The 22,415-nt window shown below is 60.0% G+C and carries 22 protein-coding genes; 10 read left to right on the top strand and 12 right to left on the bottom strand.

Going from position 1 to position 22,415, the window contains the following annotated elements; translation table 11 throughout:
- From BLU85_RS25365 to BLU85_RS25355, 3 genes are all read right to left on the bottom strand, one after another.
- The coding region (locus BLU85_RS25365; RefSeq protein ID WP_139212815.1) for an OprD family outer membrane porin at nucleotides 1–386 on the bottom strand (386 nt) is incomplete at its 3' end.
- 746 nt (nucleotides 387–1,132) lie between these two features.
- Nucleotides 1,133–1,384, bottom strand: coding sequence for a bacteriocin immunity protein (locus tag BLU85_RS25360; RefSeq protein ID WP_092204373.1), 252 nt, complete (start codon nucleotides 1,382–1,384; stop codon nucleotides 1,133–1,135).
- Complete coding sequence (locus tag BLU85_RS25355; protein WP_170847646.1) at nucleotides 1,384–3,489, bottom strand: S-type pyocin domain-containing protein; 2,106 nt, start codon at nucleotides 3,487–3,489, stop codon at nucleotides 1,384–1,386. The genes BLU85_RS25360 and BLU85_RS25355 overlap by 1 nt, the downstream gene beginning before the upstream one ends.
- Nucleotides 3,490–3,864: 375 nt before the next feature.
- On the opposite strand from BLU85_RS25355, the gene BLU85_RS25350 reads away from it, so the two are divergent.
- From BLU85_RS25350 to BLU85_RS25340, 3 genes are all read left to right on the top strand, one after another.
- On the top strand, nucleotides 3,865–4,215 hold the full coding sequence (locus BLU85_RS25350) for a DUF6124 family protein (protein ID WP_092204375.1): 351 nt from the start codon (nucleotides 3,865–3,867) through the stop codon (nucleotides 4,213–4,215).
- A 210-nt stretch (nucleotides 4,216–4,425) separates the two neighbouring features.
- Nucleotides 4,426–4,716 carry a Phd-YefM gene (locus tag BLU85_RS25345; protein WP_092204376.1) on the top strand — a complete coding sequence of 97 codons (291 nt, stop codon included), beginning with the start codon at nucleotides 4,426–4,428 and terminating at the stop codon, nucleotides 4,714–4,716.
- An 11-nt stretch (nucleotides 4,717–4,727) separates the two neighbouring features.
- Complete coding sequence (locus BLU85_RS25340) at nucleotides 4,728–5,015, top strand: type II toxin-antitoxin system RelE family toxin (RefSeq protein ID WP_063322588.1); 288 nt, start codon at nucleotides 4,728–4,730, stop codon at nucleotides 5,013–5,015.
- Between the two features lie 145 nt (nucleotides 5,016–5,160).
- Here BLU85_RS25340 and adeC read toward each other — a convergent pair whose 3' ends face one another.
- Genes adeC through BLU85_RS25325 form a run of 3 tightly spaced genes read right to left on the bottom strand, consistent with a single transcriptional unit; the run spans nucleotide 5,161 to nucleotide 10,940 of the window.
- On the bottom strand, nucleotides 5,161–6,618 hold the full coding sequence (adeC, locus tag BLU85_RS25335; protein WP_092204377.1) for an AdeC/AdeK/OprM family multidrug efflux complex outer membrane factor: 1,458 nt from the start codon (nucleotides 6,616–6,618) through the stop codon (nucleotides 5,161–5,163).
- Nucleotides 6,615–9,779 (bottom strand): efflux RND transporter permease subunit EmhB, encoded by a 3,165-nt coding sequence (gene emhB / locus BLU85_RS25330; RefSeq protein WP_092204378.1) that lies wholly within the window; start codon nucleotides 9,777–9,779, stop codon nucleotides 6,615–6,617. The genes adeC and emhB overlap by 4 nt, the downstream gene beginning before the upstream one ends.
- Nucleotides 9,780–9,782: 3 nt before the next feature.
- Nucleotides 9,783–10,940, bottom strand: a complete 1,158-nt coding sequence (locus tag BLU85_RS25325; protein ID WP_092204379.1) for an efflux RND transporter periplasmic adaptor subunit — start codon at nucleotides 10,938–10,940, stop codon at nucleotides 9,783–9,785.
- A gap of 265 nt (nucleotides 10,941–11,205) precedes the next feature.
- On the opposite strand from BLU85_RS25325, the gene BLU85_RS25320 reads away from it, so the two are divergent.
- Nucleotides 11,206–11,838 carry a TetR family transcriptional regulator gene (locus BLU85_RS25320; RefSeq protein ID WP_060738814.1) on the top strand — a complete coding sequence of 211 codons (633 nt, stop codon included), beginning with the start codon at nucleotides 11,206–11,208 and terminating at the stop codon, nucleotides 11,836–11,838.
- A gap of 214 nt (nucleotides 11,839–12,052) precedes the next feature.
- Here the strand turns inward: BLU85_RS25320 and BLU85_RS25315 are convergent, their stop codons facing one another.
- The 4 genes from BLU85_RS25315 to BLU85_RS25300 form a co-directional block, all read right to left on the bottom strand.
- Complete coding sequence (locus BLU85_RS25315; protein WP_092204380.1) at nucleotides 12,053–12,568, bottom strand: hypothetical protein; 516 nt, start codon at nucleotides 12,566–12,568, stop codon at nucleotides 12,053–12,055.
- A 321-nt stretch (nucleotides 12,569–12,889) separates the two neighbouring features.
- The gene (locus tag BLU85_RS25310) at nucleotides 12,890–13,939 is read right to left on the bottom strand and encodes an alkene reductase (protein ID WP_092204381.1); all 1,050 of its coding nucleotides are present in this window, start codon (nucleotides 13,937–13,939) and stop codon (nucleotides 12,890–12,892) included.
- Between the two features lie 31 nt (nucleotides 13,940–13,970).
- The gene (locus BLU85_RS25305; protein WP_092204382.1) at nucleotides 13,971–15,137 is read right to left on the bottom strand and encodes an MFS transporter; all 1,167 of its coding nucleotides are present in this window, start codon (nucleotides 15,135–15,137) and stop codon (nucleotides 13,971–13,973) included.
- Nucleotides 15,138–15,154: 17 nt separating this feature from the next.
- Nucleotides 15,155–15,457, bottom strand: coding sequence for an ArsR/SmtB family transcription factor (locus BLU85_RS25300; protein WP_092204383.1), 303 nt, complete (start codon nucleotides 15,455–15,457; stop codon nucleotides 15,155–15,157).
- 156 nt (nucleotides 15,458–15,613) lie between these two features.
- Here BLU85_RS25300 and BLU85_RS25295 point away from each other — a divergent pair, with 156 nt between their 5' ends.
- Nucleotides 15,614–16,198 carry an acyl carrier protein phosphodiesterase gene (locus BLU85_RS25295; RefSeq protein ID WP_092204384.1) on the top strand — a complete coding sequence of 195 codons (585 nt, stop codon included), beginning with the start codon at nucleotides 15,614–15,616 and terminating at the stop codon, nucleotides 16,196–16,198.
- A 113-nt stretch (nucleotides 16,199–16,311) separates the two neighbouring features.
- Here BLU85_RS25295 and BLU85_RS25290 read toward each other — a convergent pair whose 3' ends face one another.
- Nucleotides 16,312–17,103 carry a lysophospholipid acyltransferase family protein gene (locus tag BLU85_RS25290; RefSeq protein WP_092204385.1) on the bottom strand — a complete coding sequence of 264 codons (792 nt, stop codon included), beginning with the start codon at nucleotides 17,101–17,103 and terminating at the stop codon, nucleotides 16,312–16,314.
- The gene (gene olsB, locus BLU85_RS25285; protein ID WP_092204386.1) at nucleotides 17,103–17,858 is read right to left on the bottom strand and encodes an L-ornithine N(alpha)-acyltransferase; all 756 of its coding nucleotides are present in this window, start codon (nucleotides 17,856–17,858) and stop codon (nucleotides 17,103–17,105) included. Before olsB ends, BLU85_RS25290 begins: the two co-directional genes overlap by 1 nt.
- Before the next feature lie 146 nt (nucleotides 17,859–18,004).
- Here olsB and BLU85_RS25280 point away from each other — a divergent pair, with 146 nt between their 5' ends.
- The 5 genes from BLU85_RS25280 to BLU85_RS25260 all read left to right on the top strand — a co-directional run bounded on the left by BLU85_RS25280 (nucleotide 18,005) and on the right by BLU85_RS25260 (nucleotide 22,328).
- Entirely contained in the window at nucleotides 18,005–18,877 is an 873-nt protein-coding gene (locus tag BLU85_RS25280; protein WP_092204387.1) for an acyl-CoA dehydrogenase middle domain-containing protein, read from the top strand.
- Nucleotides 18,878–19,057: 180 nt separating this feature from the next.
- The gene (locus BLU85_RS25275; RefSeq protein ID WP_092204388.1) at nucleotides 19,058–20,152 is read left to right on the top strand and encodes a serine hydrolase domain-containing protein; all 1,095 of its coding nucleotides are present in this window, start codon (nucleotides 19,058–19,060) and stop codon (nucleotides 20,150–20,152) included.
- Nucleotides 20,149–20,460: an amidase gene (locus BLU85_RS25270; protein ID WP_092204389.1), complete on the top strand. Its 312-nt coding sequence runs from the start codon at nucleotides 20,149–20,151 to the stop codon at nucleotides 20,458–20,460. Before BLU85_RS25275 ends, BLU85_RS25270 begins: the two co-directional genes overlap by 4 nt.
- A 118-nt stretch (nucleotides 20,461–20,578) precedes the next feature.
- A complete protein-coding gene (locus tag BLU85_RS25265) occupies nucleotides 20,579–21,169 on the top strand; it encodes a YceI family protein (RefSeq protein WP_092204390.1) in 591 nt (196 codons plus the stop codon).
- A 1-nt stretch (nucleotide 21,170) separates the two neighbouring features.
- Entirely contained in the window at nucleotides 21,171–22,328 is a 1,158-nt protein-coding gene (locus BLU85_RS25260; RefSeq protein WP_092204391.1) for a phospholipase D-like domain-containing protein, read from the top strand.
- The last annotated feature ends 87 nt before the right edge of the window (nucleotides 22,329–22,415 follow it).

The raw sequence follows: 22,415 nt of genomic DNA, 5'->3' as shown, positions 1-22,415 counted from the left end.
GACACCTTGGCCTTCAGGGCCACGCCCAGACGACCGAAATCATCGGCAGGACGACCGTCGTCATGCACCGGCAGCAACTGCGTACCCGCGGTGCCACGGCCGCCGTCGAGTTTCACCGAGTACATCCCCAATATGTCCACGCCGAAACCGACCACGCCCTGGGTGAAGCCGGATTTGGCGTCGAGGATGAAGCTCTGGGTCCATTCCTCGGCCTTGCCCTGGGCGTTGTTCGGGTTGGTGAAGTTGCGGTTGAAATAGAAGTTACGCAGGTTCAGCGTGGCCTTGGCGTCTTCGACAAAACCCGATTCCGCCGCCAGGACGGGCAGGGCGGTACTGGTCAGGGCGACGGCAATGAGGCTGGGGAACAAGTGCTGTGAGGGCTTCATGGGCGTGGTCTCTATTTTTTGTGGACGAAGCGGGTCGTTGCCGCACGTTTTGAAGTGCGGGCGGTAAGGGTGGAGCCAGGGGTGTCCAGGGCGATCGGGGATCAGCCGGGCGAGGCGGGGCGTAGGGGCATGGCGTCGAACCTGTTGTTATTGGTTTTGTGCGAGGGATGTTGAAGGGGCGCCCGGCCTCGGTTCAATTGCCGTTTGCGGGTTTTGGGCGATTATCGAACAGCAAAATAATCGATTGGATGGACGCAATTTCCTGTGGGAGCGAGCTTGCTCGCGATGGCGACCTTACGCCTGGCCTCTCTCTTGCGGATCGAGTACATATCCATTTCTGCGGTAACGGCTACTTAGGGTTCCGCCCTGACGGCGGCTCACTTTTGAGAAACCTGCGCGGCCCGGCGAAAAGTAAGCAAAACGCTTTTTGCCCCACCACTCGGTGCCTCGCTTAGGCTCGGCATGCGCCGCGAATGGCCATTCATGGCCCAGCGCGGCTATCCCGGCATCCATGCCGGGATGCCCACTGCGCAATACCTGCGTTCGGCCATTGTGGTTAACGGGGCGCCGAGATCAACGTCCACCGCGAGGCGGCCTTATAGCCGACCTGGCTCTGCCGGTCGTACTCCGATCCCATTGTGGGAGCGAGTCTGGTCGCGGAGGCGTCGATGCGTTCAGCGAGGGCACGTCAGAGAGCCCCTTCTACGGCTGACTTCAGCGGTAGAAGGAGTGATATGTTCCAAGGATCAAGGTTGCTTGAATCCTGGCTTTCCGTTGGCGGCACGCCAGGTTTTTACCTTGCTCACTATTTCTTCTGGGCTGTCTTTGCCATCTTCCGGGTAATAAATTAGATCTATGCCAGAAGGATGTTCTGTAATTCGCTCAAACTCTAGCGCAGCAGCTGTATGCGCTTCATCTGACGGGTAATCCACATTGCAGATTTTTACAACGAATGCTAAGAACTCTGACTCAGTCATTTCAGCTATTGATATGCTCATTATTTTTGCTCCTTATGAGTTTCAATGTGACGCTTAGGTGTCATTACGTAAATGTTGTCAATATGATAAACCTCACCTCCATGGGAGATGTACTGTTTGTGGTGCAGTTCATACCTAATACGACCTCCTACTCGTTCAGGTTTGTTAGGGAAGGCTGCTAACCCTCTTTTCATTCGCTTCAGGTTGTGTCGATTAAATTGTCGTGAAAGCGACGGATCATCAGCTACGGCTTTCCAGAAGCTTTCTCTAAACTTTTTGAAGCTTCTAAACTCTTTGCCTCTTAGCTTTCGCGCAATCTGTAATGGAATAGGTGCTCCTTCCCCTTGTGATGCCGCATCCAACCAAATCCCGAAAACGGGGGCTCCTATACCCCACGAAACCCCGGGGTCCTCTCTCCGATCTCTGAACATAACGTACAGAGGCGGCAAACCTGAGTCGATTGGAAAAACAAAAACATAGTCATCAAAACTGCTTTCGGCTATCTCTGGAAATGAGTCGATTCTTCCCTCAACGGGCGTTACGGAAGCTCCTGTATGAATAAGCGGCGAAGGTGGTTCAGTGGGAAGTGTCGTGGAGCCGTTTCCTGGTACTACAACAGGGGTCCAGGTCAAGGTTGTTGAGGGTGAGTTTCCAACCGTGGCGGTGTAAATATTTTGCTGAGCATCATAGGTAGCCGCCACTACCCTGACTTTGGGAAGATTGGGTATACCTTCGGCTTTGATCACGAGAAGTTCTGACTGACCATCTACTGTATCTCTGGAGCTGAGGCGTACAGGTAAGTCAATTGTTTGGTCAGTAGTAGGTATGATCTGCAGATCGCTGTCTTGCAATGGGGCCAGGTCTGAAAGTGGCGTACTAAAGTAAAACCGTTGCGGTAATTCGCCGTTCGCCAACTTAGGCGAATAGATCAGTGCTGCAACTCCTACAAAAAATCCAGACGCTGTGCCTGCTAAAACATCGGCCAGCGATGCAAGTGCAAGTTGAATGGCTCTGCCCAAATCTAAAGCTGCGCCTTCAACCGCCGCAATCGTTCCGGCTGATGTAACGATCATCGGTCGGGCAGTAGCCACAGCTCCAGCTATATGGAATTGATTGGCTTTGGCAAGATCAGATTCGCGATTGAGTCGCCCCGCATGCAACCAAGGCACACGAGCTTGATGGTTATTGATCTCCCTCGTCAAAACGTCGATATGCTGTCTGGTAGGCGATTCAGGGAGGTGAGTGCTGTGGGGGCTGGAGGGAAGATGGTCGAACCTAATTCGTTCTTCTATGTTGCTTTTATAAGGTTGAGGCGGATGTGCGTTGAATATCTCTTCAAGATCGTTCCGTGTTTCCATAGACAGAACTACGTCGTTATGTCGATTCGTAGTGATAGATGGATTGAGACTTTGCTGGCCTGAAGCGAAAGAATGCGTGAATCCCTGTTGGTTAGATAACGTATCGATGCGCTCCTGAAAATTTTTCTGTTTTGCGGCATCAATCGTTGCACGAGCAGAGGTCATTGCTTGTAACTTTTCATTCAGAATTCTGATTTCTTCGGTCAGGACCTTCGCCGTGTAAGCTGCGGTGATGGACCGTAACCATCTGTTGTAAATGTCCGTCGATGGCTCTCTGCTGCCTTGAAGTATGTTTACGAAATCAACTGCATTTTTCTTGATGCTTTTGTGGAGTGGGTCTCTTGCAAAGAAAGTGGCGGCGGCAGCCAAATTGCTCTGCAGCTCGCTTCGTTTATGTGCGATGAGTTGATCAATAGCCTCTTTTTCGAGAACGTGTATTCCCTTGCCTACTCCAATAGCCATGCCTATTTCATGGTCAAGTTTTGCTTTTAGAAGTCCTATATAGGAATTGTAGGATTTTTCTAAATTATCTTGTTGGGTAGCGATGGTGACGACCACCGCCATAGTCAAGGATTCAGATTTAATATTTTTTTTCTTGAAGAAATTCTGAATTTCAGAAATGTCGACGACTGTTCCGCTCCACGGTAAGGGTCTCGAAATATATCCGGGTGATTGCGTGGATAGTGGCGGATGCGGTGATGGCTGCTCGGGTTTTATGATCGTTGGAGGCAGTTCAATTTGTAGAGGTGGCCTTTTAGGGTTCTGCATAAGCCTTCCTGGCATTGAAGTAGAAGTAGGTAGGCCTTAATAAACTAGTTCTGCATGTTCCGAGGGACAACCTTAAAAGCTCGTCGGAAAATTCTTGATGGTTGTCAGAACGTCTTACGCCTCAGTCGTTTTTTCTTGTAACTCTTTTCGTCATCCCTATCTGAGCACTTATTTAAAGTGTGGGGAAAGTTTGCGGTGGTCTGACAGACGCGGCGAATTTTCCGACGAGGTTTTAAGGTTGCTGCTCGGAAGCGGTATCTCTAGCTTGTACGTGTCGCTGCCAATCCAGCGACCGGGACTGCAAGCCCGCCGAATTCGTTAGGCGCCAGCGCCCGGACCCACGTCTGGGGCTTCAATTGATGCAGGAGCGCCGTTATGAAAAAACATCATCCTTATTCGCCATCAGAGAGCACCTTCCCCTACAACGACCCCGATCCAGAAAAGCTCCAAGAGGCCGCAGACCGAGCACTCGATTACCATCTGGGCACCCACCCTGATCCCAAACCCAAAACCTCAACACAAGTCTTCACCGTCATCGATACCATCGACACCGAGTGTCTCCTGGCCAATCTCAGCGAAACCCTGGCCTCGGCCAATGCCATGGTCAGTGACCTGGCGTTCGAGTTGGAGGGCTCGCGGCGGCATGTCGCGCTCGGCGTGGCGCAGATGATCGAGCTGAGTGAGTTGTTGGCCAATCGAGCGCTGGATATCGTCGACCCGCGTTAGCAGGTTGAGTCTTATTGTGGCGAGGGGATTGTGCCTAGTCGAAAAACGGTGCCTGGCGGCAGCGGGTGCTTTTGTGTGGGGGAAGATCTGTAGAGTGCGCAACCGGTCGGGAGCTGTTTTTTTAACTTGATTTGTGCTTGTTTAAGCGCAACACTTTACGCATAAAGGTATGTATAAATATGTGTAATTTAATGTGCTGGGAGGTTGGTTATGGCCGCGCTATTGGAACGGGCTGATCAGGCGGTATCCGTTACCGCAATGGTCAGGAGCTTCAGCGCGAAGCTCAAGGAGGTCTCGAGTCGCGCAACCGAAAGACTGGTTATTTTCAAGGACAATGAGCCGGCAGCCGTGATTATTAATGTCGATGCCTATCAGGAAATGCTTGATGAACTGGAAAACCTTCGCGTCGAAGCGACAGCTCGCGAGCGGCTGATCAATTTTGATCAGGCCAAGGCCATCAGTCATGAGGCTATGCGAGCGCGGTACGCCAAAAACGACTGAAGGAGGGGTGAATGGTTTGGGGGGTTATCTACCATCCGGAGGTTCAGGACGATCTGGATCAGTTGGGGGCGGCAGCGGCGAACCGTATCCTTGATGTCATTGAAGAGCGGATTGTCAGGGGAGAGCCGGACAAAACCGGTCAGCCGCTCAGGGCCAGCCTGGCTGGATGTCGAAGAATTCGAACAGGTGATACGCGTATCGTTTATAGAGTCGATGGGAAGGCAATTCAGGTGTTGATCGTGGCCGTCGGTGCTCGGCGAGACAAGGAAGTTTACGACGCAGCGCAGCGTCGTCTCTAAGCAACCCTCTGGATTTTCCTGGGGGCACAAGCTATGCGAGTGCTTTGCACTTGAGCGGGGATGAATCCCTTTGCCACGGGTGGGGTCCTTAAAACAAAAAAGCCCACCTTTCGGTGGGCTTCGTGTTTCTGCAGTCAAGCGTCAATCAGAACAACTTCATCTTCGGCGCTTCTTCTTTCACCGGTTCGTTCTTGCCCGTCTCGGCGTTCCAACCACCACCCAGTGCCTTGTACAAATTGACCTCGCTGGTCAGTTGCGCAAGGCGGTCAGTGATCAGCGACTGTTGGGCGCTGAACAACTGGCGCTGGGCATCGAGGAAGGTCAGGTTGCTGTCGACGCCGATGCGGTAGCGACGCTCGGCCAGGCGGTAGTAGTCCTGGTTGGCGGCGACGAAGTCGGTCTGGGCCTGCAACTGTTCGTTGTAGGTCTGGCGCGCGGCCAGGCCGTCGGAGACTTCCTGGAACGCTGTCTGAATCGACTTCTCGTACTGCGCGACGTTGATGTCTTTCTGGATCTTGGCGTAGTCCAGGCTTGCCCGCAGGCTGCCGGCGTTGAAGATCGGCAGGTTGATTTGCGGTGCGAAGGACCAGGTGCCCGAACCACCCTTGAACAGGCCGGACAGGTCCGGGCTCAAGGTGCCGGCGTTGGCCGTCAGGCTGATGCTCGGGAAGAACGCGGCCCGCGCGGCGCCGATGCTGGCGTTGGCGGCCAGCAGGTTGCGTTCGGCCTGTAGGATGTCCGGACGACGTTGCAGCAGGTCCGACGGCAGCCCGGCCGGCACTTCGCTGAGCAGGTCATCGCTCAACGGTTGCGAGTTCAGGTTGGCCGGCAGGCCGGTGCCCAGCAGCAGGGTCAGGCTGTTTTCGTCCTGGGCGACCTGGCGGGTGTAGCGGGCCAGTTGCACACGGGCGTTTTCCACAGCGGTACGCGCCTGGCTCAGGTCCAGGGCCGAGGCCACGCCGACTTCGGCGCTGCGCGAGGTCAGCTTGAAGCTTTGCTCATAGGCCCCGAGGGTGTCCTGGGTCAGCTTGAGCAGTTCCTTGTCGGCCTGCCAGGTCAGGTAGGCATTGGCGACGTTGGCCACCAGGCTGATCTGGGTGCTGCGACGGGCTTCTTCGGTGGCGAAGTAGCTTTGCAACGCTTGCTCGCTCAGGCTACGGACCCGACCGAACAGGTCCAGTTCATAGGCGCTGATGCCCAGGGTGGCCGAGTAGGAACTGCTGATGGACGCTTCACCGGTTTGCGAAGCCCGTGCCGGTACCCGCTGGCGGCTGCCGGCACCGGTGGCCGAGACCGCCGGAAACAGGTCAGCGCGCTGGATGCGGTACTGCGCGGCGTAGGCATCGATGTTCAGCGCCGCGACGCGCAGGTCGCGGTTGTTTTCCAGGGCGACCTGGATCAGCTGTTGCAACGCCGGGTCATGGAAAAACTGCTTCCAGCCTTGCTCGGCGGCGGCCTGGCCGGGCGCCTTGGCTGCCTCGTAGGCCGGCCCTTGCGGGTACTGCGCCGCCACCGGTGCTTCGGGCCGCTGATAGTCGGGGATCAGCGAGCAACCGCTGAGCACGACGGCGGCGATGGTCAGGGAGAGGAGCGACTTGCTCATTGGCCAGCCTCTTTAGAAGTTTCAGGAGTATCGTCCTGGTCCGCATTTTTGCGGCGACCTATCGACGACACGGTCACGAAGAACAAGGGCACCCAGAAAATCGCCAGGATGGTAGCCGTCAACATGCCGCCGATCACACCGGTACCAATGGCGTGCTGGCTGCCCGAGCCGGCGCCGGTGGAAATCGCCAGCGGGACCACGCCGAGGACGAACGCCAGCGAGGTCATGATAATCGGCCGCAGACGCATCCTACAGGCTTCGACGGCGGCTTCCACCAGCGTTCGCCCTTGTTCGTGGAGTTCCTTGGCGAATTCCACGATCAGAATGGCGTTTTTCGCCGCCAGGCCGATGGTTGTCAACAGGCCCACCTGGAAGTACACATCGTTGGACAGGCCGCGCAAGCTGGTGGCCATCAAGGCACCGATGATCCCCAGTGGCACCACGAGCATGACCGCGATCGGAATCGACCAGCTTTCATACAGCGCCGCCAGGCACAGGAACACCATCAGCAGCGACAAGGCATACAACGCCGGCGCCTGGGAACCCGACAGGCGTTCCTCATAGGACAGGCCCGTCCAGGAAATACCCACGCCGGCCGGCAGCTTCTTGGCGATGGCTTCGACTTCGGCCATGGCTTCACCGGTGGAATAACCCGGTGCCGGGGTCCCGAGGATCTCCATCGCTTCCACGCCGTTGTAACGCGCCAGTTTCGGCGAGCCGTAGACCCACTCGCCCTTGGCGAACGCAGAGAACGGCACCATGGTCCCGGCGCTGTTGCGTACGTACCACTTCTTCAGGTCCTCGGGGCTCATGCGCGAGTTCGGCTGGCCCTGGACATACACCCGCTTCACCCGACCACGGTCGATGAAGTCGTTCACGTAGTTACTGCCCAGTGCAATCGACAGGGTGTTGTTGATCTCCGAGAGCGTGATGCCCAGCGCGCTGGCCTTCTCGTCATCGATTTCCAACTGGTATTGCGGTTCGTCGTTCAGACCGTTCGGACGTACCTGGGCCAGCACCTTGCTCTGGGACGCCATGCCGAGGAACTGGTTACGGGCTTCCATCAGCTTGTCGTGGCCGATGCCGGCACGGTCCTGCAGGAACACGTCGAAACCGGTGGCGTTACCCAGTTCCATCACCGCTGGCGGGGCGAAGGCGAACACCATGGCGTCGCGGAAGGTGAAGAAGTGTTGCTGGGCGCGGCCAGCGATCTTGAACACGGTGTTGTCAGCGTTACGCTCTTCCCACGGCTTGAGCATGATGAATGCCAGGCCCGAGCTTTGGCCACGACCGGCGAAGTTGAAGCCGGTCACGGTGAACACCGAGGCCACACCGTCGCCTTCGCCACCGTCCTTGCTGGGGCGCAGCAGGAATTCGCGCATGTTGTCCACCACCACTTGGGTGCGCTCGGCACTGGAGCCGGCCGGTGTCTGTACCTGGGCAAACAACACGCCCTGGTCTTCTTCCGGCAGGAACGCCGTCGGGATGCGGGTGAACAGCCAGACCATGCCGACCACGATGATCACGTAGGCCAACAGGTACGGGGCCTTGTGCTTGAGCATGTTGCCCACGCCACGTTCGTAGCTCCTGACGCCACGGTCGAAGCTGCGGTTGAACCAGCCGAAGAAGCCACGTTTTGGCGTGCCGTGCTCGCCTTTCGGAATGGCCTTGAGCATGGTGGCGCACAGGGCAGGGGTGAAGATCAGTGCCACCAGTACCGACAGGGCCATGGCCGAGACGATGGTGATGGAGAACTGCTTGTAGATCACACCGGTGGAACCGCCGAAGAACGCCATCGGCAGCAGTACCGCCGAGAGCACCAGGGCGATACCCACCAGGGCCCCCTGGATCTGCCCCATGGATTTCTTGGTGGCTTCCTTGGGCGACAGGCCTTCTTCGCTCATCACCCGTTCGACGTTTTCCACCACGACGATGGCGTCGTCCACCAGCAAGCCGATGGCCAGTACCATGCCGAACATGGTCAGGGTGTTGATGCTGAAGCCGAATGCCGCGAGGATCCCGAAGGTGCCCAGCAGTACCACCGGCACGGTCATCGTGGTGATGATGGTGGCGCGGAAGTTCTGCAGGAACAGGAACATCACCAGGAACACCAGCACGACCGCTTCGACCAGGGTCTCGACCACGCCCTTGATCGACTCGCTCACCACCGGGGTGGTGTCGTACGGGAACACCACTTCCAGGCCTTGCGGGAAGAATGGCTTGAGGTCGTCAACGGTCTTGCGCAGGGCCTTGGCCGTGTCGAGGGCGTTGGCGCCGGTGGCGAGCCTCACCGCCAGGCCGGAAGCCGGGGCACCGTTGAACTGGGCGTTGATGCTGTAGTTTTCACCGCCGAGGGCGACATCCGCCACATCGCCGACACGCACTTGCGAGCCGTCCGGATTGACCTTGAGCAAGATGGCCTTGAACTGCTCGGCGGTCTGCAGGCGGGTCTTGCCGATGATGGTGGCGTTCAGTTGCTGGCCGGGCATGGCAGGCAGGCCGCCGAGCTGGCCGGACGCGATCTGGACGTTCTGCGCGGAAATGGCCGTGCTCACATCCACCGGGGTCAGGTTGAAGTTGTTCAGCTTGGCCGGGTCGAGCCAGATCCGCATCGCGTACTGGGCGCCGAAGACCTGGAAGTCACCGACACCGGCAGTGCGCGAGATCGGGTCCTGCATGTTGGACACGATGTAGTTGGACAGGTCTTCCCGGGTCATGCTGCCGTCACGCGACACCACGCCGATCACCATCAGGAAGTTTCGCACTGACTTGGTGACGCGGATGCCCTGTTGCTGCACTTCTTGCGGCAGCAATGGGGTGGCCAGGTTCAGCTTGTTCTGGACCTGGACCTGGGCGGTATCGGAGTTGGTGCCCTGCTCGAAGGTCGCGGTGATGGTCATGCTGCCGTCGGAGTTACTTTCCGAGGACACATAACGCAGGTTGTCGATACCGTTGAGCTGCTGTTCGATCACCTGCACCACGGTGTCCTGCACGGTTTGCGCGGACGCACCCGGGTAGGTCACTTGAATCGCAATGGCCGGCGGCGCGATGCTCGGGTACTGGTTGATCGGCAACTTGAGGATCGAAAGGGCCCCGACCAGCATGATCACCAGGGCGATCACCCAGGCGAAAATCGGACGGTCGATAAAAAATTTCGACATGGTTTACTCCCCTTTGCCGCCGGCGGCTTTATCAGCTGCCTTTGCGGGGGCCGGGTTCTTGGTGCCAACGTTGGTGGCTTCGGTGGCGTTGACCACCACGCCAGGGCGGACGAACTGCAACCCTTCGGTGATCAGGCGATCGCCGGCCTTGAGCCCGTCTTCGATCAGCCACTGGCTGCCGACGGTGCGGCTGGCCTTGAGCTGGCGCAGCTCGACCTTGTTGTCCGCGCCCACCACCAGGGCGGTTGGAGTGCCCTTGAGGTCGCGGGTCACGCCTTGCTGCGGTGCCAGGATCGCCGCGCTGTTCACGCCGGCCTGCAATTGCGCGTGGACGAACATGCCCGGCAGCAGGGTGTGATCAGGATTGGGGAAAACGGCGCGCAAAGTCACGGAGCCGGTGGTCTGGTCAACCGACACTTCAGAGAATTCCAACTTGCCTTCGTGCGGATACTGGCTGCCGTCTTCCAGGGTCAGCTTGACCATGGCCGCGTTCTCGCCGGCCTTTTGCAAACGGCCGCTTTCCAGTTCGCGGCGCAGTTGCAGCAGCTCGACCGAGCTCTGCGTCACGTCGACATAGATCGGGTCCAGTTGCTGAATGGTTGCCAGGGCATCAGTCTGGCCGTTGCTCACCAGCGCACCCTCGGTGACCGAGGAGCGGCCGATGCGACCGGAAATCGGTGCGTAGACCTTGGTGTAGCGCACATTGATCTGGGCAGTCTGCAGGTTGGCTTCCGATTCCAGGCGATTGGCCACGGCGGTATCGTATTCCTGACGGCTCACCGCCTGTTCATCCACCAGCTGCTTATAGCGGTCGGCAATCGACTTGGTGGAGCGCAGGTTGGCCTCGGCGCTCTTGAGGGTCGCTTCGTAGACCGCAGGGTCGATCTGGTACAGCTGCTGGCCGGCCTTGACGTCGGCGCCTTCCTTGAACAGGCGCTTGAGAATGATGCCGTTGACCTGTGGCCGTACTTCGGCGACGCGGAACGCGCTGGTGCGGCCCGGCAGTTCCGAGGTCAAGGTGAAGGGCTGGGTCTTGAGGGTTACGACGCCGACCTGAGGAGGGGGCGCTGCAGGGGCAGCCTCTTCCTTTTTGCATCCGCTGAGCAGCGATGCCAGGGCGATGGCAGTAACCAGAGCAGTAACAGCTGGCTTGAATTGCATGGAAATCCTCGGGTCCAGGCGCGCAAGGGGCGCACTCGAAGGTGGAAGGTAAAAAGCAGCAGTAATTCAATTAGTAGGATGCTAAGAAATATACTTACGTACACGGTTGTTTGTAAACAGCCAAATTGCGTAATATCCGGATTTACAAAAGCCTGACAAAGGGCACGGGTAGATCGGGGGCGCGCTTCAAGCGACGTCGCCCCATATTCTGTTCTGCTGATTCTTACGCATTGCTGACGCAATCCTGATTGAGGTGTTTACTGCCATGGTCCGTCGTACCAAAGAGGAAGCCCAGGAGACTCGCAGCCAGATAGTCGAAGCGGCCGAAAAGGCGTTCTTCGAGCGAGGCGTGGCCCGCACCACTCTGGCGGATATCGCGACGCTGGCCGGCGTGACGCGCGGTGCCATCTATTGGCATTTCAGCAACAAGGCGGACCTGCTCCAGGCCATGCTCGATACCTTGCATGAGCCGCTCGATGACCTGGCCCGGGCCAGTGAGAATGAAGAGGAGCTTGACCCGCTGGGCTGTACGCGCAAGCTGCTGGTGCAATTGTTTCAACAAGTTGCCCTGGACCCGAAGACCCGACGCATTAATGAGATTCTGTTCCATAAGTGTGAATTCACCGATGAAATGTGCGATCTGCGCCAGCAGCGGCGCCAAGTCAGTCTCGACTGTAATGTGCGTATTGCCTTGTCGTTGCGCAATGCGATGAATCGCGGCCAGCTACCGGCGGACCTGGAACCGGAAAGGGCGGCGATTGCCCTGCATGCCTATGTCGACGGTATCCTTTATCAGTGGCTGCTGGCCCCCGATAGCTTCCCCCTGGCCGGTGAGGCTGAGCGCTGGGTGGATATCGGGCTGGATATGCTGCGCCTGAGCCCTAGCCTGCGCAAATGAAACAAAATGCGTAATTGCTTCGGCTTGTTTCATGACAAGTGTTCGAAATAGCTTTTATAAACTGAATGCTGTCGTGGTTGAAAGGCAATCATGAACAAATTTTGTAGGGGATTTGTTTCGTGACCGGCAGCGACTCCGTCGGCTCCCGATCCCCACGGAGTCAGCTTGCAGGAGAACCGTCGGCTCATGTCAACGTCTTGGCGTGGCCGCAGGCTCACCGCCCTGGTTCGATAATGAGGCGAACGGTGTAGTTGAAGGGTGGCTCAAGCATCTTCCGGGAAATTTCCGACCGGCATGTGTATTCGCCATTGCCAGTGTAAGTCGTGTTGCTCTTCCAGGTCGGCTTGTAGCTGGGTTCCAAAGCGCCAGGCACGATGGAGATTTGCAAGCGGGTGTGCATTTGACATTCAAAGTTGAAATGGCTCATTTCATAATTAAGGACCAGTTCGACAGGTTTGACTTTTTTTAATGTCGGGCGCCAGCCAGGTCCGGGGTAGGTGTAATCCCTGAAGTGCTCGATATGGAATCTGTAAGTTGATTTCGGATCGATGTCATGGGCGCTCAAGGAAAAATCCTCGGCCTGGGGTGGGTCGGTTAGCAGGTTGTTCATTTTCAGTGTGCCGCGGGTGTTGTTGGCGATCTCCACGGTCACTTCGGTATTGGCCTGGCTCTGGGCAACCATGGCGGGGCCCAGCAGGAGGGCGATAATGAAGTTTTTCAGGGTGTTCATGGTGAGGTATCTCTCATAAATACACGGCTCGCTGGCGTTCGCCTGCAAACTGATGGTGTCTGGTTAGTGGGTGTTGCTGGAGTGTCTAAGTTCTTAGTGTGGGGTTGGATGAGCTGTAAGTTTCAATCCTTGTATTCAGTGGATGGTGCGTTCGAGCGTTATTATTAGCGCCGTTGCATGATTGAATCCATGTCGGATGAAAGTTGCCTTGTTATTTAATGTTGCTGTTCGCGGTTGTTGCGCGCGGCTGAAGTTTTGCAAGTATAAAAAAGCCCCGGCTCTTTCGAGTCGGGGCTTTTTTATACAGCGGCTGGTGCGGGCTTACATCACGGGGTAATCAATGTACCCCACTGGGCCTTTCCCATAGAAAGTTTCAGGATGCGGCTCGTTCAACGGTGCATTGGCCTTCAGGCGTGCCGGCAAGTCCGGGTTGGCAATGAACGGAACCCCGAACGCGACCGCGTCAGCCTTGCCTGCCGCCAGCCAGGCGTTGGCGCTGTCTTTGGTGAAACGTTCGTTGATGATGTACGGGCCGCCGAAGGCTTGCTTGAGTTGCGGACCGATGCTGTCATCGCCTTCTTTCTCACGGGAGCAGATGAAGGCGATGCCGCGCTTGCCCAGTTCACGGGCCACGTAGCTGAACGTCTCCAGACGGTTTTCGTCGCCCATGTCATGGGAGTCCGCCCGAGGCGCCAGGTGCACGCCCACTCGGCCGGCACCCCAGACCTCAATGGCTGCGTCGGTCACTTCCAGCAGCAGGCGGGCACGGTTTTCCAGGGAGCCGCCGTACTGGTCGGTGCGCTGGTTGGTGCTGCTTTGCAGGAACTGGTCGAGCAGGTAGCCGTTGGCGCCATGGATTTCCACGCCGTCGAAACCCGCGGCCTTGGCATTCTCGGCACCGACGCGGTAGGCGTCGACAATGTCGGCGATTTCAGCGGTTTCCAGGGCGCGCGGCGTCGGGTAGTCGGCCAGCGGACGGACCAGGCTCACGTGGCCTTTGGGCTGGATCGCGCTAGGCGCCACCGGGGTTTCGCCATTGAGGTACGACGGATGGGAGATCCGGCCCACGTGCCACAGTTGCAGGAAGATCTTGCCGCCGGCGCCGTGGATCGCCTTGGTGATATTGGCCCAGCCGCGCACCTGGTCGTTGGACCAGATGCCCGGGGTGTCCGGGTAGCCTACGCCCATCGGCGTGACGGAAGTGGCTTCGCTGAGGATCAGGCCGGCGGAGGCGCGTTGCACGTAGTACTCGGCCATCAACGCATTGGGGACGCGGCCTGCGTCGGCGCGGCAGCGGGTGAGTGGAGCCATGATGATGCGGTTCTTCAGCTCGATGTCGCCGAGTTTGATAGGGTCGAAAATAGTCGCCATGAAAATACAACCTCGAAAGTGGAAGGGTTAATCAATGAGTGGCCGGGGCCAGGTCGGCATTCCCGCCCTGGCGGAAAGTGATCAGGGTGACCAGCAGCGCCAGCACGGCCAGCGCGCCGGCGGCCAGGGGCACGGAGGTCAGGCCCAGGCCATGGTCGATGACGCTGCCGCCGACCCAGGCGCCCAGGGCGTTGCCGATGTTGAAGGCGCCGATGTTCAGGGTGGACACCAGGTTGGGTGCATCTTTGCCAAAGGTCACCACGTTGACTTGCAGGGCCGGCACGGCAGCGAAGCAGGCGGTGGCCCAGAGGAACAGGGTGATTTCACTGGGGATCAGCGCCACGCTGGTCCAGCTCAGTACGGTGGACACCACGGCCATGGTGAGGAAGACGCCCATCAGGGTGTTCGCCAGGCTCTTGTCCGCCAGCTTGCCGCCGATGATGTTGCCCAGGGTCAGGCCCAGGCCGATCAGCACCAGGGTCCAGGTCACGCCACGGGGCGACACGCCGGTCACTTCGCCCAGCAACGGGGCGACGTAGGTGAACAGGGTGAACACCGACGCGGAGAACAGCGCGGTCATGCTCAGGGACAGCCACAGGCCGGCGCCTTTGAGCGCTACCAGTTCCGAGCGCATGTCGAGTCTTTCTTCATCGCGCTTGGCCGGCAGGAAGCGGATCAGGCCGATCAGTGCCACCACGCCGATGACAGTCACGGCCCAGAAGGTCGAGCGCCAGCCGGCTTCCTGGCCCAGTGCGGTGCCCAGCGGTACGCCGAGCACGTTGGCCAGGGTCAGGCCGGTGAACATCAGGGCCACGGCCGAGGCGCGCTTGTTGGGCGCCACCAGGCCGGCGGCCACCACCGAACCGATACCGAAGAACGCGCCGTGGCACAGGGCCGTGACCACCCGGGCGAACATCAGCACGTTGTAGTCGCTGGCGATGGCGCAGAGCAGGTTGCCGACGATGAAAATCCCCATCAACGCCACCAGGGCGGCCTTGCGGGGCAGCCGGGCGGTGGCCAGGGCCATGAACGGTGCACCGATGGCCACGCCCAGGGCGTAGCCGGTCACCAGCCAGCCGGCGCCGGGAATCGACACGCCCAGGTCGGCCGCCACGTCTGGCAACAGGCCCATGATGACGAACTCGGTGGTGCCGATGGCGAAGGCGCTCAGGGCCAGGATCAGGAGTGAGAGGGGCATGATGGGTCCTTGTCGGGTCAGAGCTCTTGGCTCATTTGCTTGAGGAACTGCTGGATCGTTTCCTCGTTGCGTTTGAAGAAGTGCCATTGACCGACCTTCTGGCTGGTGATCAGCCCCGCCCGTTGCAACACCGCCAAGTGCGCAGACACCGTGGATTGCGACAGGCCGCAACGCTGGTCGATCTGCCCGGCGCAAATGCCGAACTCGTGGTTGTGCAACTGCTCGGGGAACTGGACCTTGGGGTCTTTGAGCCAGTTGAGGATGTCTCGCCGTACTGGGTGCGCCAGGGCTTTTATTATTTCGTCGAGGTCGAGGGTCATGGGTGGCAAGCTCAAGTGAGTAAAACGCTATATCGCGATAGAGCGAACCTTAAATCGTTATTTCGCGATACACCAATATGGATTTGATCTGAATGCCGAACAAATCGCTATATCGGGTTATAACGATATGGGCGCGGGAGTGCTAAGCTGCGGGCCATGAATTATCTCGCGCACCTGCACCTCGGCGGCCCTGGCCGGGAACAACTGCTCGGCAGCCTCTACGGCGACTTCGTCAAAGGGCCGTTGCAAGGGCAGTACGATCCGCAGATCGAAGCGGCGATTGCCCTGCATCGGCGCATCGACATGTACACCGACCGCCATCCCTTGGTGGACATTGCCCTGTCGCGTTTTTCCACGGTGCGACGGCGCTATGCCGGGATCGTGCTCGACGTGTTTTTCGACCACTGCCTGGCCCGGGACTGGGCGTTGTACGGCGAAGGACCGCTGGTGGATTTCACGTCCCGTGTCTACCAGATACTGCGCACCGAACCGCAGTTGCCAGGGCGCCTGGCACAGATCGCGCCGTATATGGCGGCGGATGACTGGCTGGGGTCTTATCGGGAATTCGACGTGCTGGGGCAGGTACTGCGCGGCATTTCCCGCCGCCTGTCCCGGCCCGAGGAACTGGCCGGGGCGATGGCGGAGTTGATCGAGCTTTATGAGCCGCTGAGCGAAGACTTCGGCTTGTTCTACCCTCAGCTTCAGGATTTTGCCCAAAACCAAGTCACGCCGCAGATCTAGTTGTGGGAGCGAGCTTGCTCGCGATAGCGGTCTATCAGCCAGCTCATCTGCTGAATGTTAAGCCGCTATCGCGAGCAAGCTCGCTCCCACAAGGGATCTCCACAAGATCCGGTTCAAGCCGCGATGGCAGGCCGCATTGGCGCTTGCTGTTTCTCGGGTATCGTTCCGAACAACGCCTTGTGCACCGCCTGTTGCGCCTGGAACGCCAGGGCCGCGCGTTCCTGGCCGTGGCAGGCAATCGGTTCCAGCAGGTGAATGTGCACGTCGCCCCGATCATGGGCGAACAGGCGCATCAGGTGCGACAGCAAATCATCATCGCCAATGAACGGTGCCAGCGAATCCGGCTCACCGTCGCGCAGGTAACGGATCGCCACCGGCTGCAACGCCACATCGGCATCAATGGCGGCAGACAACAAGCGCCCATGGAACGTGCGCAGGGATCGGCCATCGGTGGTGGTGCCTTCCGGGAACATCAGCAGCGGATGGGCCTGTTCCAGGTGGCGGCTCATTTGTTTGCGGATCAGTTGGCTGTCACCCGACCCGCGCCGGATAAACAGGCTGCCGGCCTTGGCGGCCAGCCATCCGGCCACCGGCCAGGTGCGCACTTCGGCCTTGGACAGGAATGACATCGGTGTGAGCATGCCCAGCAACGGGATGTCGGTCCAGGACACATGGTTACTGACCCACAGCATCGGCCGTTGCGGCAGTTGACCGTGGACAGTGACTGAAAAGGGCAGGGCATGGCTCAGCCGCGCCATGAAGAACCGCGACCAGCGCTGGCGACGGACCATCGAGTTGGCGACCCCAAGGCGTTCGAACAGGCCGAACACGCTGGCCATGCTCAGGCCCAGGGTCACCACCAGCAAGACTCGCGCGATACGCGCGTACACCCGCAGCCGGCTCATCACACGGCTGCCTTGAAGTGGCGGGCGTAGCGCGGGCAGAGTTCGTCGCGCTTGAGCAGGATGAACACGTCGGCCACCTGGAAGTCCTCGTCCCAGCACGGCTCACCGCAAATTTTCGCGCCCAGGCGCATGTAGGCCTTGAGCAGCGGTGGCATTTCGGCGATCACGTTGGACGGCACGTCCAAGGTCGGCAACGGTTTTTTCGGCACGGCTTGCAGGTGTTCGGTGCACAGGTAGCGTTCGCGCAGGCGCTGCATGATTGCCTGGGCCTGAATGCCGCCATCCTGCATCGGAATGCTTGCGCAGCCCATCAGGTAGCTGTAGCCGCCTTCGTTCAGGACTTCGGCCAGTTCGCCCCAGAGCACCGCGATGGTGCCGCCGTTGCGGTAGGCCGGGTCGACGCAGGTACGGCCGATTTCCAGGATCGGGCCCTTGAGATGGACCAAGCCGTGGAGGCTGAATTCTTCTTCGCTGTAGAACCGGCCCAGGCTGCTGGCGGCCTGGTGGTCGAGCAGACGCGTGGTCGCCACGAGGCGGCCGGTGTTCAGGTCGCGTACGCCGATGTGGGCGCAGTGAACATCATAGTCATCCATGTCCAGACCCACTTCCGCGCCTTTGAGCTTGGCGTTGAATTCGCCGCTGAAGACGTTGAAGCGCAGGGCCTGGGCTTCTTGCAAGGCGTGGGCGCCGATCAGGCGTTCGGCTTGCAGGCGGCGTTCATTGCCGGTGTCGCTGATGCGGGCGATCTGGGTCATAGCGAATCTCCGTGCGGGCTGTTCAGTTGCAGCCTGTCGACTTTCTTTATGCAGCCATGTTGTGCAAAGTCAGGCTATGTAGCCCCGGTGTCATCGCCATGAAGCTTTGGTGATGCTTATATGACAGCCTTCAAGGAGCCCCTCTCATGCCCTGGCACACCCTGATCGAACGTGGCGAGCGCCTGCCCACTTATCCGGATCTGGCTGAAGGTTATGCCGCGTTGTTGCAACGCCTGGGGCCGGTGACGCCGTTCGAGTTGGCCGTGGTCGGGGCTCGCTCGATGGCCACGCCGGGGCTGGCGTTCCTGGTGGGGTACCAGGCGGCGCTGCGGGTGCTTTGGCCGAGCGCGCCCCAGAGCCTTGGCGCCCTGTGTGCCACCGAACAACGCAGCCTGCGCCCGGCGGACATGCAAACCCGCCTCGACGACTTGCGCCTGAGCGGACGCAAGGATTTCGTCACCGCTGGCGACGCCGCCGAGTGGCTGCTGATTGCCGCTCGCAGCGAAGCGCCCGGCGAAACGCCACGGCTGAACCTGGCAGTGGCCTATGCGGGCGAGCCCGGCGTGACCCTGGAAAAACTCCCCGCCATGGGCCTGATGCCGGACATCAGCCATGGCCGCGTGCGGCTCGAAGGCGCGCTGTGCGAGTTGCTGGCCGGTGATGGCTGGGACGCCTACGTCAAGCCGTTCCGCACCCTGGAAGACCTTTATGTACTCAGTGCGATGGCGGCCTGGTTGTATGGCGTCGGGCAGGAATGTGCCTGGCCCCAGGTGTTGCAACTGCGCCTGCTGGCGTTGCTTGCCGGCTGCGCGGAGGTGAGTCGCCACAACCCTTCCAGCCCTGTCGGGCATGTGCTGCTGGGCGGGTTGTTCGCCCAGTTCCAAGGGCTCGACGGCGAACTCGACGCTGCCCTGGCCGCCGGGCCTGCGGCCTGGCGCGAGATGTGGACGCGGGATAAAGGGGTGATGGACCTTGCGGCGGGGGCCCGGGCCAAGCGGTTGGCCAAGGCGTTGGGATAACCCTCCAAACGACCATCCCTTGTGGGAGCGAGCTTGCTCGCGATAGCGCTGGATCAGCGACAATGATGTTGGCTGACACTCCGCTATCGCGAGCAAGCTCGCTCCCACAGGGGGCACACAAACTCAAATTGTCATCAAGTCTGCATAGGCTCTGAAGGTTAAACCCTGTGAGCCCCAAGCATGTCCAAAGGCTGGTTCCTGATCCCGCTGCTGATACTCAACCTGAGCGTCCAGGCCGAAGACTGGCCCGGCGAGCAATGGCCAAGCGGCCCGACCCCGAGCGGGCCGGCCATCGAAGCCCTGGAACAATACGCCTTCCCACTCCGGGACGATGCCAGCCGTGAGGGCATCCGCACCGATGCGCTGCTGGTGATCCAGGACGGTCGACTGGTCTATGAACGCTACGCCGGGCCGACCACCGTCCAGACGCCGCACCTGACCTGGTCCATCAGCAAAAGCCTGCTGGCGACGGTGTTCGGCGTGGCCTACGGTGAACAGCGCTTTGCCCTGGACGATCCGGCAGTCAAGTACTACCCACCCCTGAACCGGCATCCTGGCCTGACCCTGGCCGATCTTTTCCACTGGGCGTCCGGCCTGGACTGGCAGGAGGACTACGAATACGCGCCGCTCAAGTCCTCGGTGGTGGCGATGCTCTATACCCGCGGGCGTCATGACATGGCGGCGTTTACCGCACGGCATGAAAGCTTCAGCCCCCCGGGGCAGGCGTTTCGTTATTCCAGCGGTGACAGCAACCTGTTGGCGGCGGCCCTGAAAAACATCGTCGGTGCGGCACGTTATCCCGATTATCCCTGGACGGCCCTGTTCGAGCCCCTGGGCATCCGCCACGCTACTTGGGAAACCGACGCCAGCGGCACGTTCGTGGGATCGTCCTATGCCTACCTCACGGCGCGGGATCTGGCGCGTGTCGGGTTGTTGATGCAACGGGACGGCCGCTGGGGCGAACGGCAACTGATCCCCGAGAATTGGGTCGCGTTCAGCCGCGAACCGTTCGTGCACTTCCAGGCCGACCAGGACGAAGCCGTGCCGGGCGGGCACTGGTGGCTCAACCGCGGCGCCGATCCGGGGCTCCACCCCTGGCCCGATGCGCCGCCGGATACCTTCGCCGCGCTGGGCCATTGGGGCCAGGCGCTGTACGTCATCCCCAGCGCCAGACTGGTGATCGTGCGCTACGGCGACGACCGCGACGGGAGCTATCGCCATAACGAACTGCTCAAGCGCGCCATGGCGGCGTTCGCCGGGAAGGTGCAGCCATGAGGCGCAAAATCTTGCTTACCTTGCTGTCGGTGCTGCTTATTGCCCTGTTCAGTTGGGTCTGGCTGGAGCGGGTGGCATTGCGGGCCTTCCCCGACATCATCAGCGCCTACACCGCCAAGGAATACTGCTCATGCCGCTATGTGATGCAGCAACCGGCCGAGTATTGTCGGGGTTATGTGAAGCAGTCAGTGCCCACCCGCGCTTTTCTCGAAACCCCTGAAGCCAAGCGCGTCACCGTCAGTGGATTGGGGCGCAGCAACAGTGCGCAATGGCTGGGGGAGCGGCAGGGGTGTCGGTTGGAGCCTTGAGATTGTCCTGCAACGACCGCTGTTGTGGCGAGCAGGTACAGTTGTTGAAACAGACTGTTTGCAAGCGCCCTCGGCCCGGTTAAGGTTCGCCACAGGTTTATCTGCCCCCCGAGTGTGTATGTTCAAGCGGTTTTCCCCTCGCGCCGTCGCCAGCTTGCTGCTGGCCTGCGCAGCGTTGCCGGCCCAGGCCGACTGGTACCTGGACGGCGAATCGTCGCGGCTGTCGTTTATCAGCAGCAAAAACGGCAACGTTTCCGAGGTCCAGCGGTTCCTGGTGCTGCACGGCCAAGTCCAGCCCGACGGCTTGGCGCGCCTGGAAGTGGAGCTGGAATCCATCAACAGCGGCATCCCCCTGCGGGACGAGCGCATGCGCGCCGAGTTGTTCCAGATCAAGCAATTCGCCGAAGCCACCGTTACCGCCAGGATCGACCTGGCGCCGATCCAGGACCTGGCCAATGGCGCACAGTTGGAGTTGCGCCTGCCGCTGACGGTGAACCTGCACGGCAAGCAGCATGAGTACCCCGTCGAACTGCTGGCGACTCGCCTGGATGAACGTCGCTTCCAAGTGGTGACTTTGGAGCCGGTGGTGCTCAACGCGGCGGATTTCGATCTGGCGCCGGGTCTGGAAAAGCTGCGCCACCTGGCCGGGTTGTCGGCCATCAGCCTGTCGGTGCCGGTGAGTGCGGTGCTGATCTTCACGGCGCGCTGACATGAGCGGCCCGGTCTTTCCCTGGCGTGAAGGCAATCGCTTCGAGCTGTTGATCGACGGCCCACAGTTCTTCCCACGCATGCTGGTGGAAATCGCCCGTGCCCAGGAGCAGGTCGAGCTGGAGCTGTACCTGGTGGAGGCGGGGGCCTGCGCCGAGGCGATGGTCCAGGCACTGGTGCAGGCCGCCGAGCGGGGCGTTCGCGTGCGCTGCCTGTTCGATGACTATGGCAGCCTGGCGTTTACCCTGGCCCTGCGCAAGCGCCTGACCGAGGCCGGGGTGGAGTTGCGCTTCTACAATCGCCTTAGCTGGCGCCGCTGGGTGCGCAACCTTTATCGGGATCACCGCAAGCTGCTCTTGGTGGACCAACGCCTGGCCGTGGTCGGTGGCACCGGGGTGACCGATGAATTCTGGAATCCTCTCGACGACCACAGCGACTGGCATGAGGTGATGGTGGAAATCGTCGGCCCGCTGGTGCTCGACTGGCAATTGCTGTTCGACCGCCAGTGGCTCGCCAACCGCCATCGTCGAGCCTGGAAACCGGCGTCCAACTTCGGCCTGCCGCGCCTGCCCCGCGTCCCGCCGGCGGGGGAGGGCATGGGCCGGGTGGCGTATGCCGACGCCCGCCAGCACCGCGACATCCTGCAATCGCTGTCCCGGGCGTTGAACAGCGGCCAGAAGCGCATCTGGATGGCGACGCCGTATTTCCTGCCGACCTGGAACGTGCGCCGCTCCTTGCGCAAGGCCGCCGCCCGGGGCATCGACGTACGCCTGCTGCTGACCGGTCCGCGCACCGACCACCCGTCCGTGCGCTACGCCGGGCACCGTTACTACCCGCGATTGCTCAGGGCCGGCGTGCAGATTTTCGAATACCAGCCGTGTTTCCTGCACCTGAAAATGGTGTTGGTGGATGATTGGGTCAGCATCGGCTCCTGCAATTTCGATCACTGGAACCTGCGCTTCAACCTGGAGGCCAATCTGGAAGCCCTGGATTCCAGGCTCAGCAGCGCCGTGGCGGCCAGTTTCGAACGGGATTTCGCCCAGAGCCTGCAAGTCAACCTCGACGCCTGGCAGCGCCGACCGCTGTGGAAGCGGTTCAAGCAGCGGGTGTGGGGGTTGGTGGATCGGGTGGTGGTGAATCTGTTGGATCGACGCGGTTAGCTCAAGCACCCAGATACAACTGTGGGAGCGAGCTTGCTCGCGATGGCGGTCCGACAGTCAACATCTCAGTTGAATGTTAAGCCGATA

The organism is Pseudomonas sp. NFACC14 (genome assembly GCF_900106885.1).
Taxonomy (GTDB): domain Bacteria; phylum Pseudomonadota; class Gammaproteobacteria; order Pseudomonadales; family Pseudomonadaceae; genus Aquipseudomonas; species Aquipseudomonas fluorescens_AA.
The sequence above is the reverse complement of the archived record's forward strand: the minus strand, read 5'-3'. Positions and strand labels throughout refer to the sequence as shown.

What these genes read in the sequence shown, in the direction of transcription:
- BLU85_RS25360 (WP_092204373.1), bottom strand. Translation starts at nt 1,384, where the DNA reads ATGAGCATATCAATAGCTGAAATGACTGAGTCAGAGTTCTTAGCATTC.
- BLU85_RS25355 (WP_170847646.1), bottom strand. Translation starts at nt 3,489, where the DNA reads ATGCAGAACCCTAAAAGGCCACCTCTACAAATTGAACTGCCTCCAACG.
- BLU85_RS25350 (WP_092204375.1), top strand. Translation starts at nt 3,865, where the DNA reads ATGAAAAAACATCATCCTTATTCGCCATCAGAGAGCACCTTCCCCTAC.
- BLU85_RS25345 (WP_092204376.1), top strand. Translation starts at nt 4,426, where the DNA reads ATGGCCGCGCTATTGGAACGGGCTGATCAGGCGGTATCCGTTACCGCA.
- BLU85_RS25340 (WP_063322588.1), top strand. Translation starts at nt 4,728, where the DNA reads ATGGTTTGGGGGGTTATCTACCATCCGGAGGTTCAGGACGATCTGGAT.
- adeC (WP_092204377.1), bottom strand. Translation starts at nt 6,618, where the DNA reads ATGAGCAAGTCGCTCCTCTCCCTGACCATCGCCGCCGTCGTGCTCAGC.
- emhB (WP_092204378.1), bottom strand. Translation starts at nt 9,779, where the DNA reads ATGTCGAAATTTTTTATCGACCGTCCGATTTTCGCCTGGGTGATCGCC.
- BLU85_RS25325 (WP_092204379.1), bottom strand. Translation starts at nt 10,940, where the DNA reads ATGCAATTCAAGCCAGCTGTTACTGCTCTGGTTACTGCCATCGCCCTG.
- BLU85_RS25320 (WP_060738814.1), top strand. Translation starts at nt 11,206, where the DNA reads ATGGTCCGTCGTACCAAAGAGGAAGCCCAGGAGACTCGCAGCCAGATA.
- BLU85_RS25315 (WP_092204380.1), bottom strand. Translation starts at nt 12,568, where the DNA reads ATGAACACCCTGAAAAACTTCATTATCGCCCTCCTGCTGGGCCCCGCC.
- BLU85_RS25310 (WP_092204381.1), bottom strand. Translation starts at nt 13,939, where the DNA reads ATGGCGACTATTTTCGACCCTATCAAACTCGGCGACATCGAGCTGAAG.
- BLU85_RS25305 (WP_092204382.1), bottom strand. Translation starts at nt 15,137, where the DNA reads ATGCCCCTCTCACTCCTGATCCTGGCCCTGAGCGCCTTCGCCATCGGC.
- BLU85_RS25300 (WP_092204383.1), bottom strand. Translation starts at nt 15,457, where the DNA reads ATGACCCTCGACCTCGACGAAATAATAAAAGCCCTGGCGCACCCAGTA.
- BLU85_RS25295 (WP_092204384.1), top strand. Translation starts at nt 15,614, where the DNA reads ATGAATTATCTCGCGCACCTGCACCTCGGCGGCCCTGGCCGGGAACAA.
- BLU85_RS25290 (WP_092204385.1), bottom strand. Translation starts at nt 17,103, where the DNA reads ATGAGCCGGCTGCGGGTGTACGCGCGTATCGCGCGAGTCTTGCTGGTG.
- olsB (WP_092204386.1), bottom strand. Translation starts at nt 17,858, where the DNA reads ATGACCCAGATCGCCCGCATCAGCGACACCGGCAATGAACGCCGCCTG.
- BLU85_RS25280 (WP_092204387.1), top strand. Translation starts at nt 18,005, where the DNA reads ATGCCCTGGCACACCCTGATCGAACGTGGCGAGCGCCTGCCCACTTAT.
- BLU85_RS25275 (WP_092204388.1), top strand. Translation starts at nt 19,058, where the DNA reads ATGTCCAAAGGCTGGTTCCTGATCCCGCTGCTGATACTCAACCTGAGC.
- BLU85_RS25270 (WP_092204389.1), top strand. Translation starts at nt 20,149, where the DNA reads ATGAGGCGCAAAATCTTGCTTACCTTGCTGTCGGTGCTGCTTATTGCC.
- BLU85_RS25265 (WP_092204390.1), top strand. Translation starts at nt 20,579, where the DNA reads ATGTTCAAGCGGTTTTCCCCTCGCGCCGTCGCCAGCTTGCTGCTGGCC.
- BLU85_RS25260 (WP_092204391.1), top strand. Translation starts at nt 21,171, where the DNA reads ATGAGCGGCCCGGTCTTTCCCTGGCGTGAAGGCAATCGCTTCGAGCTG.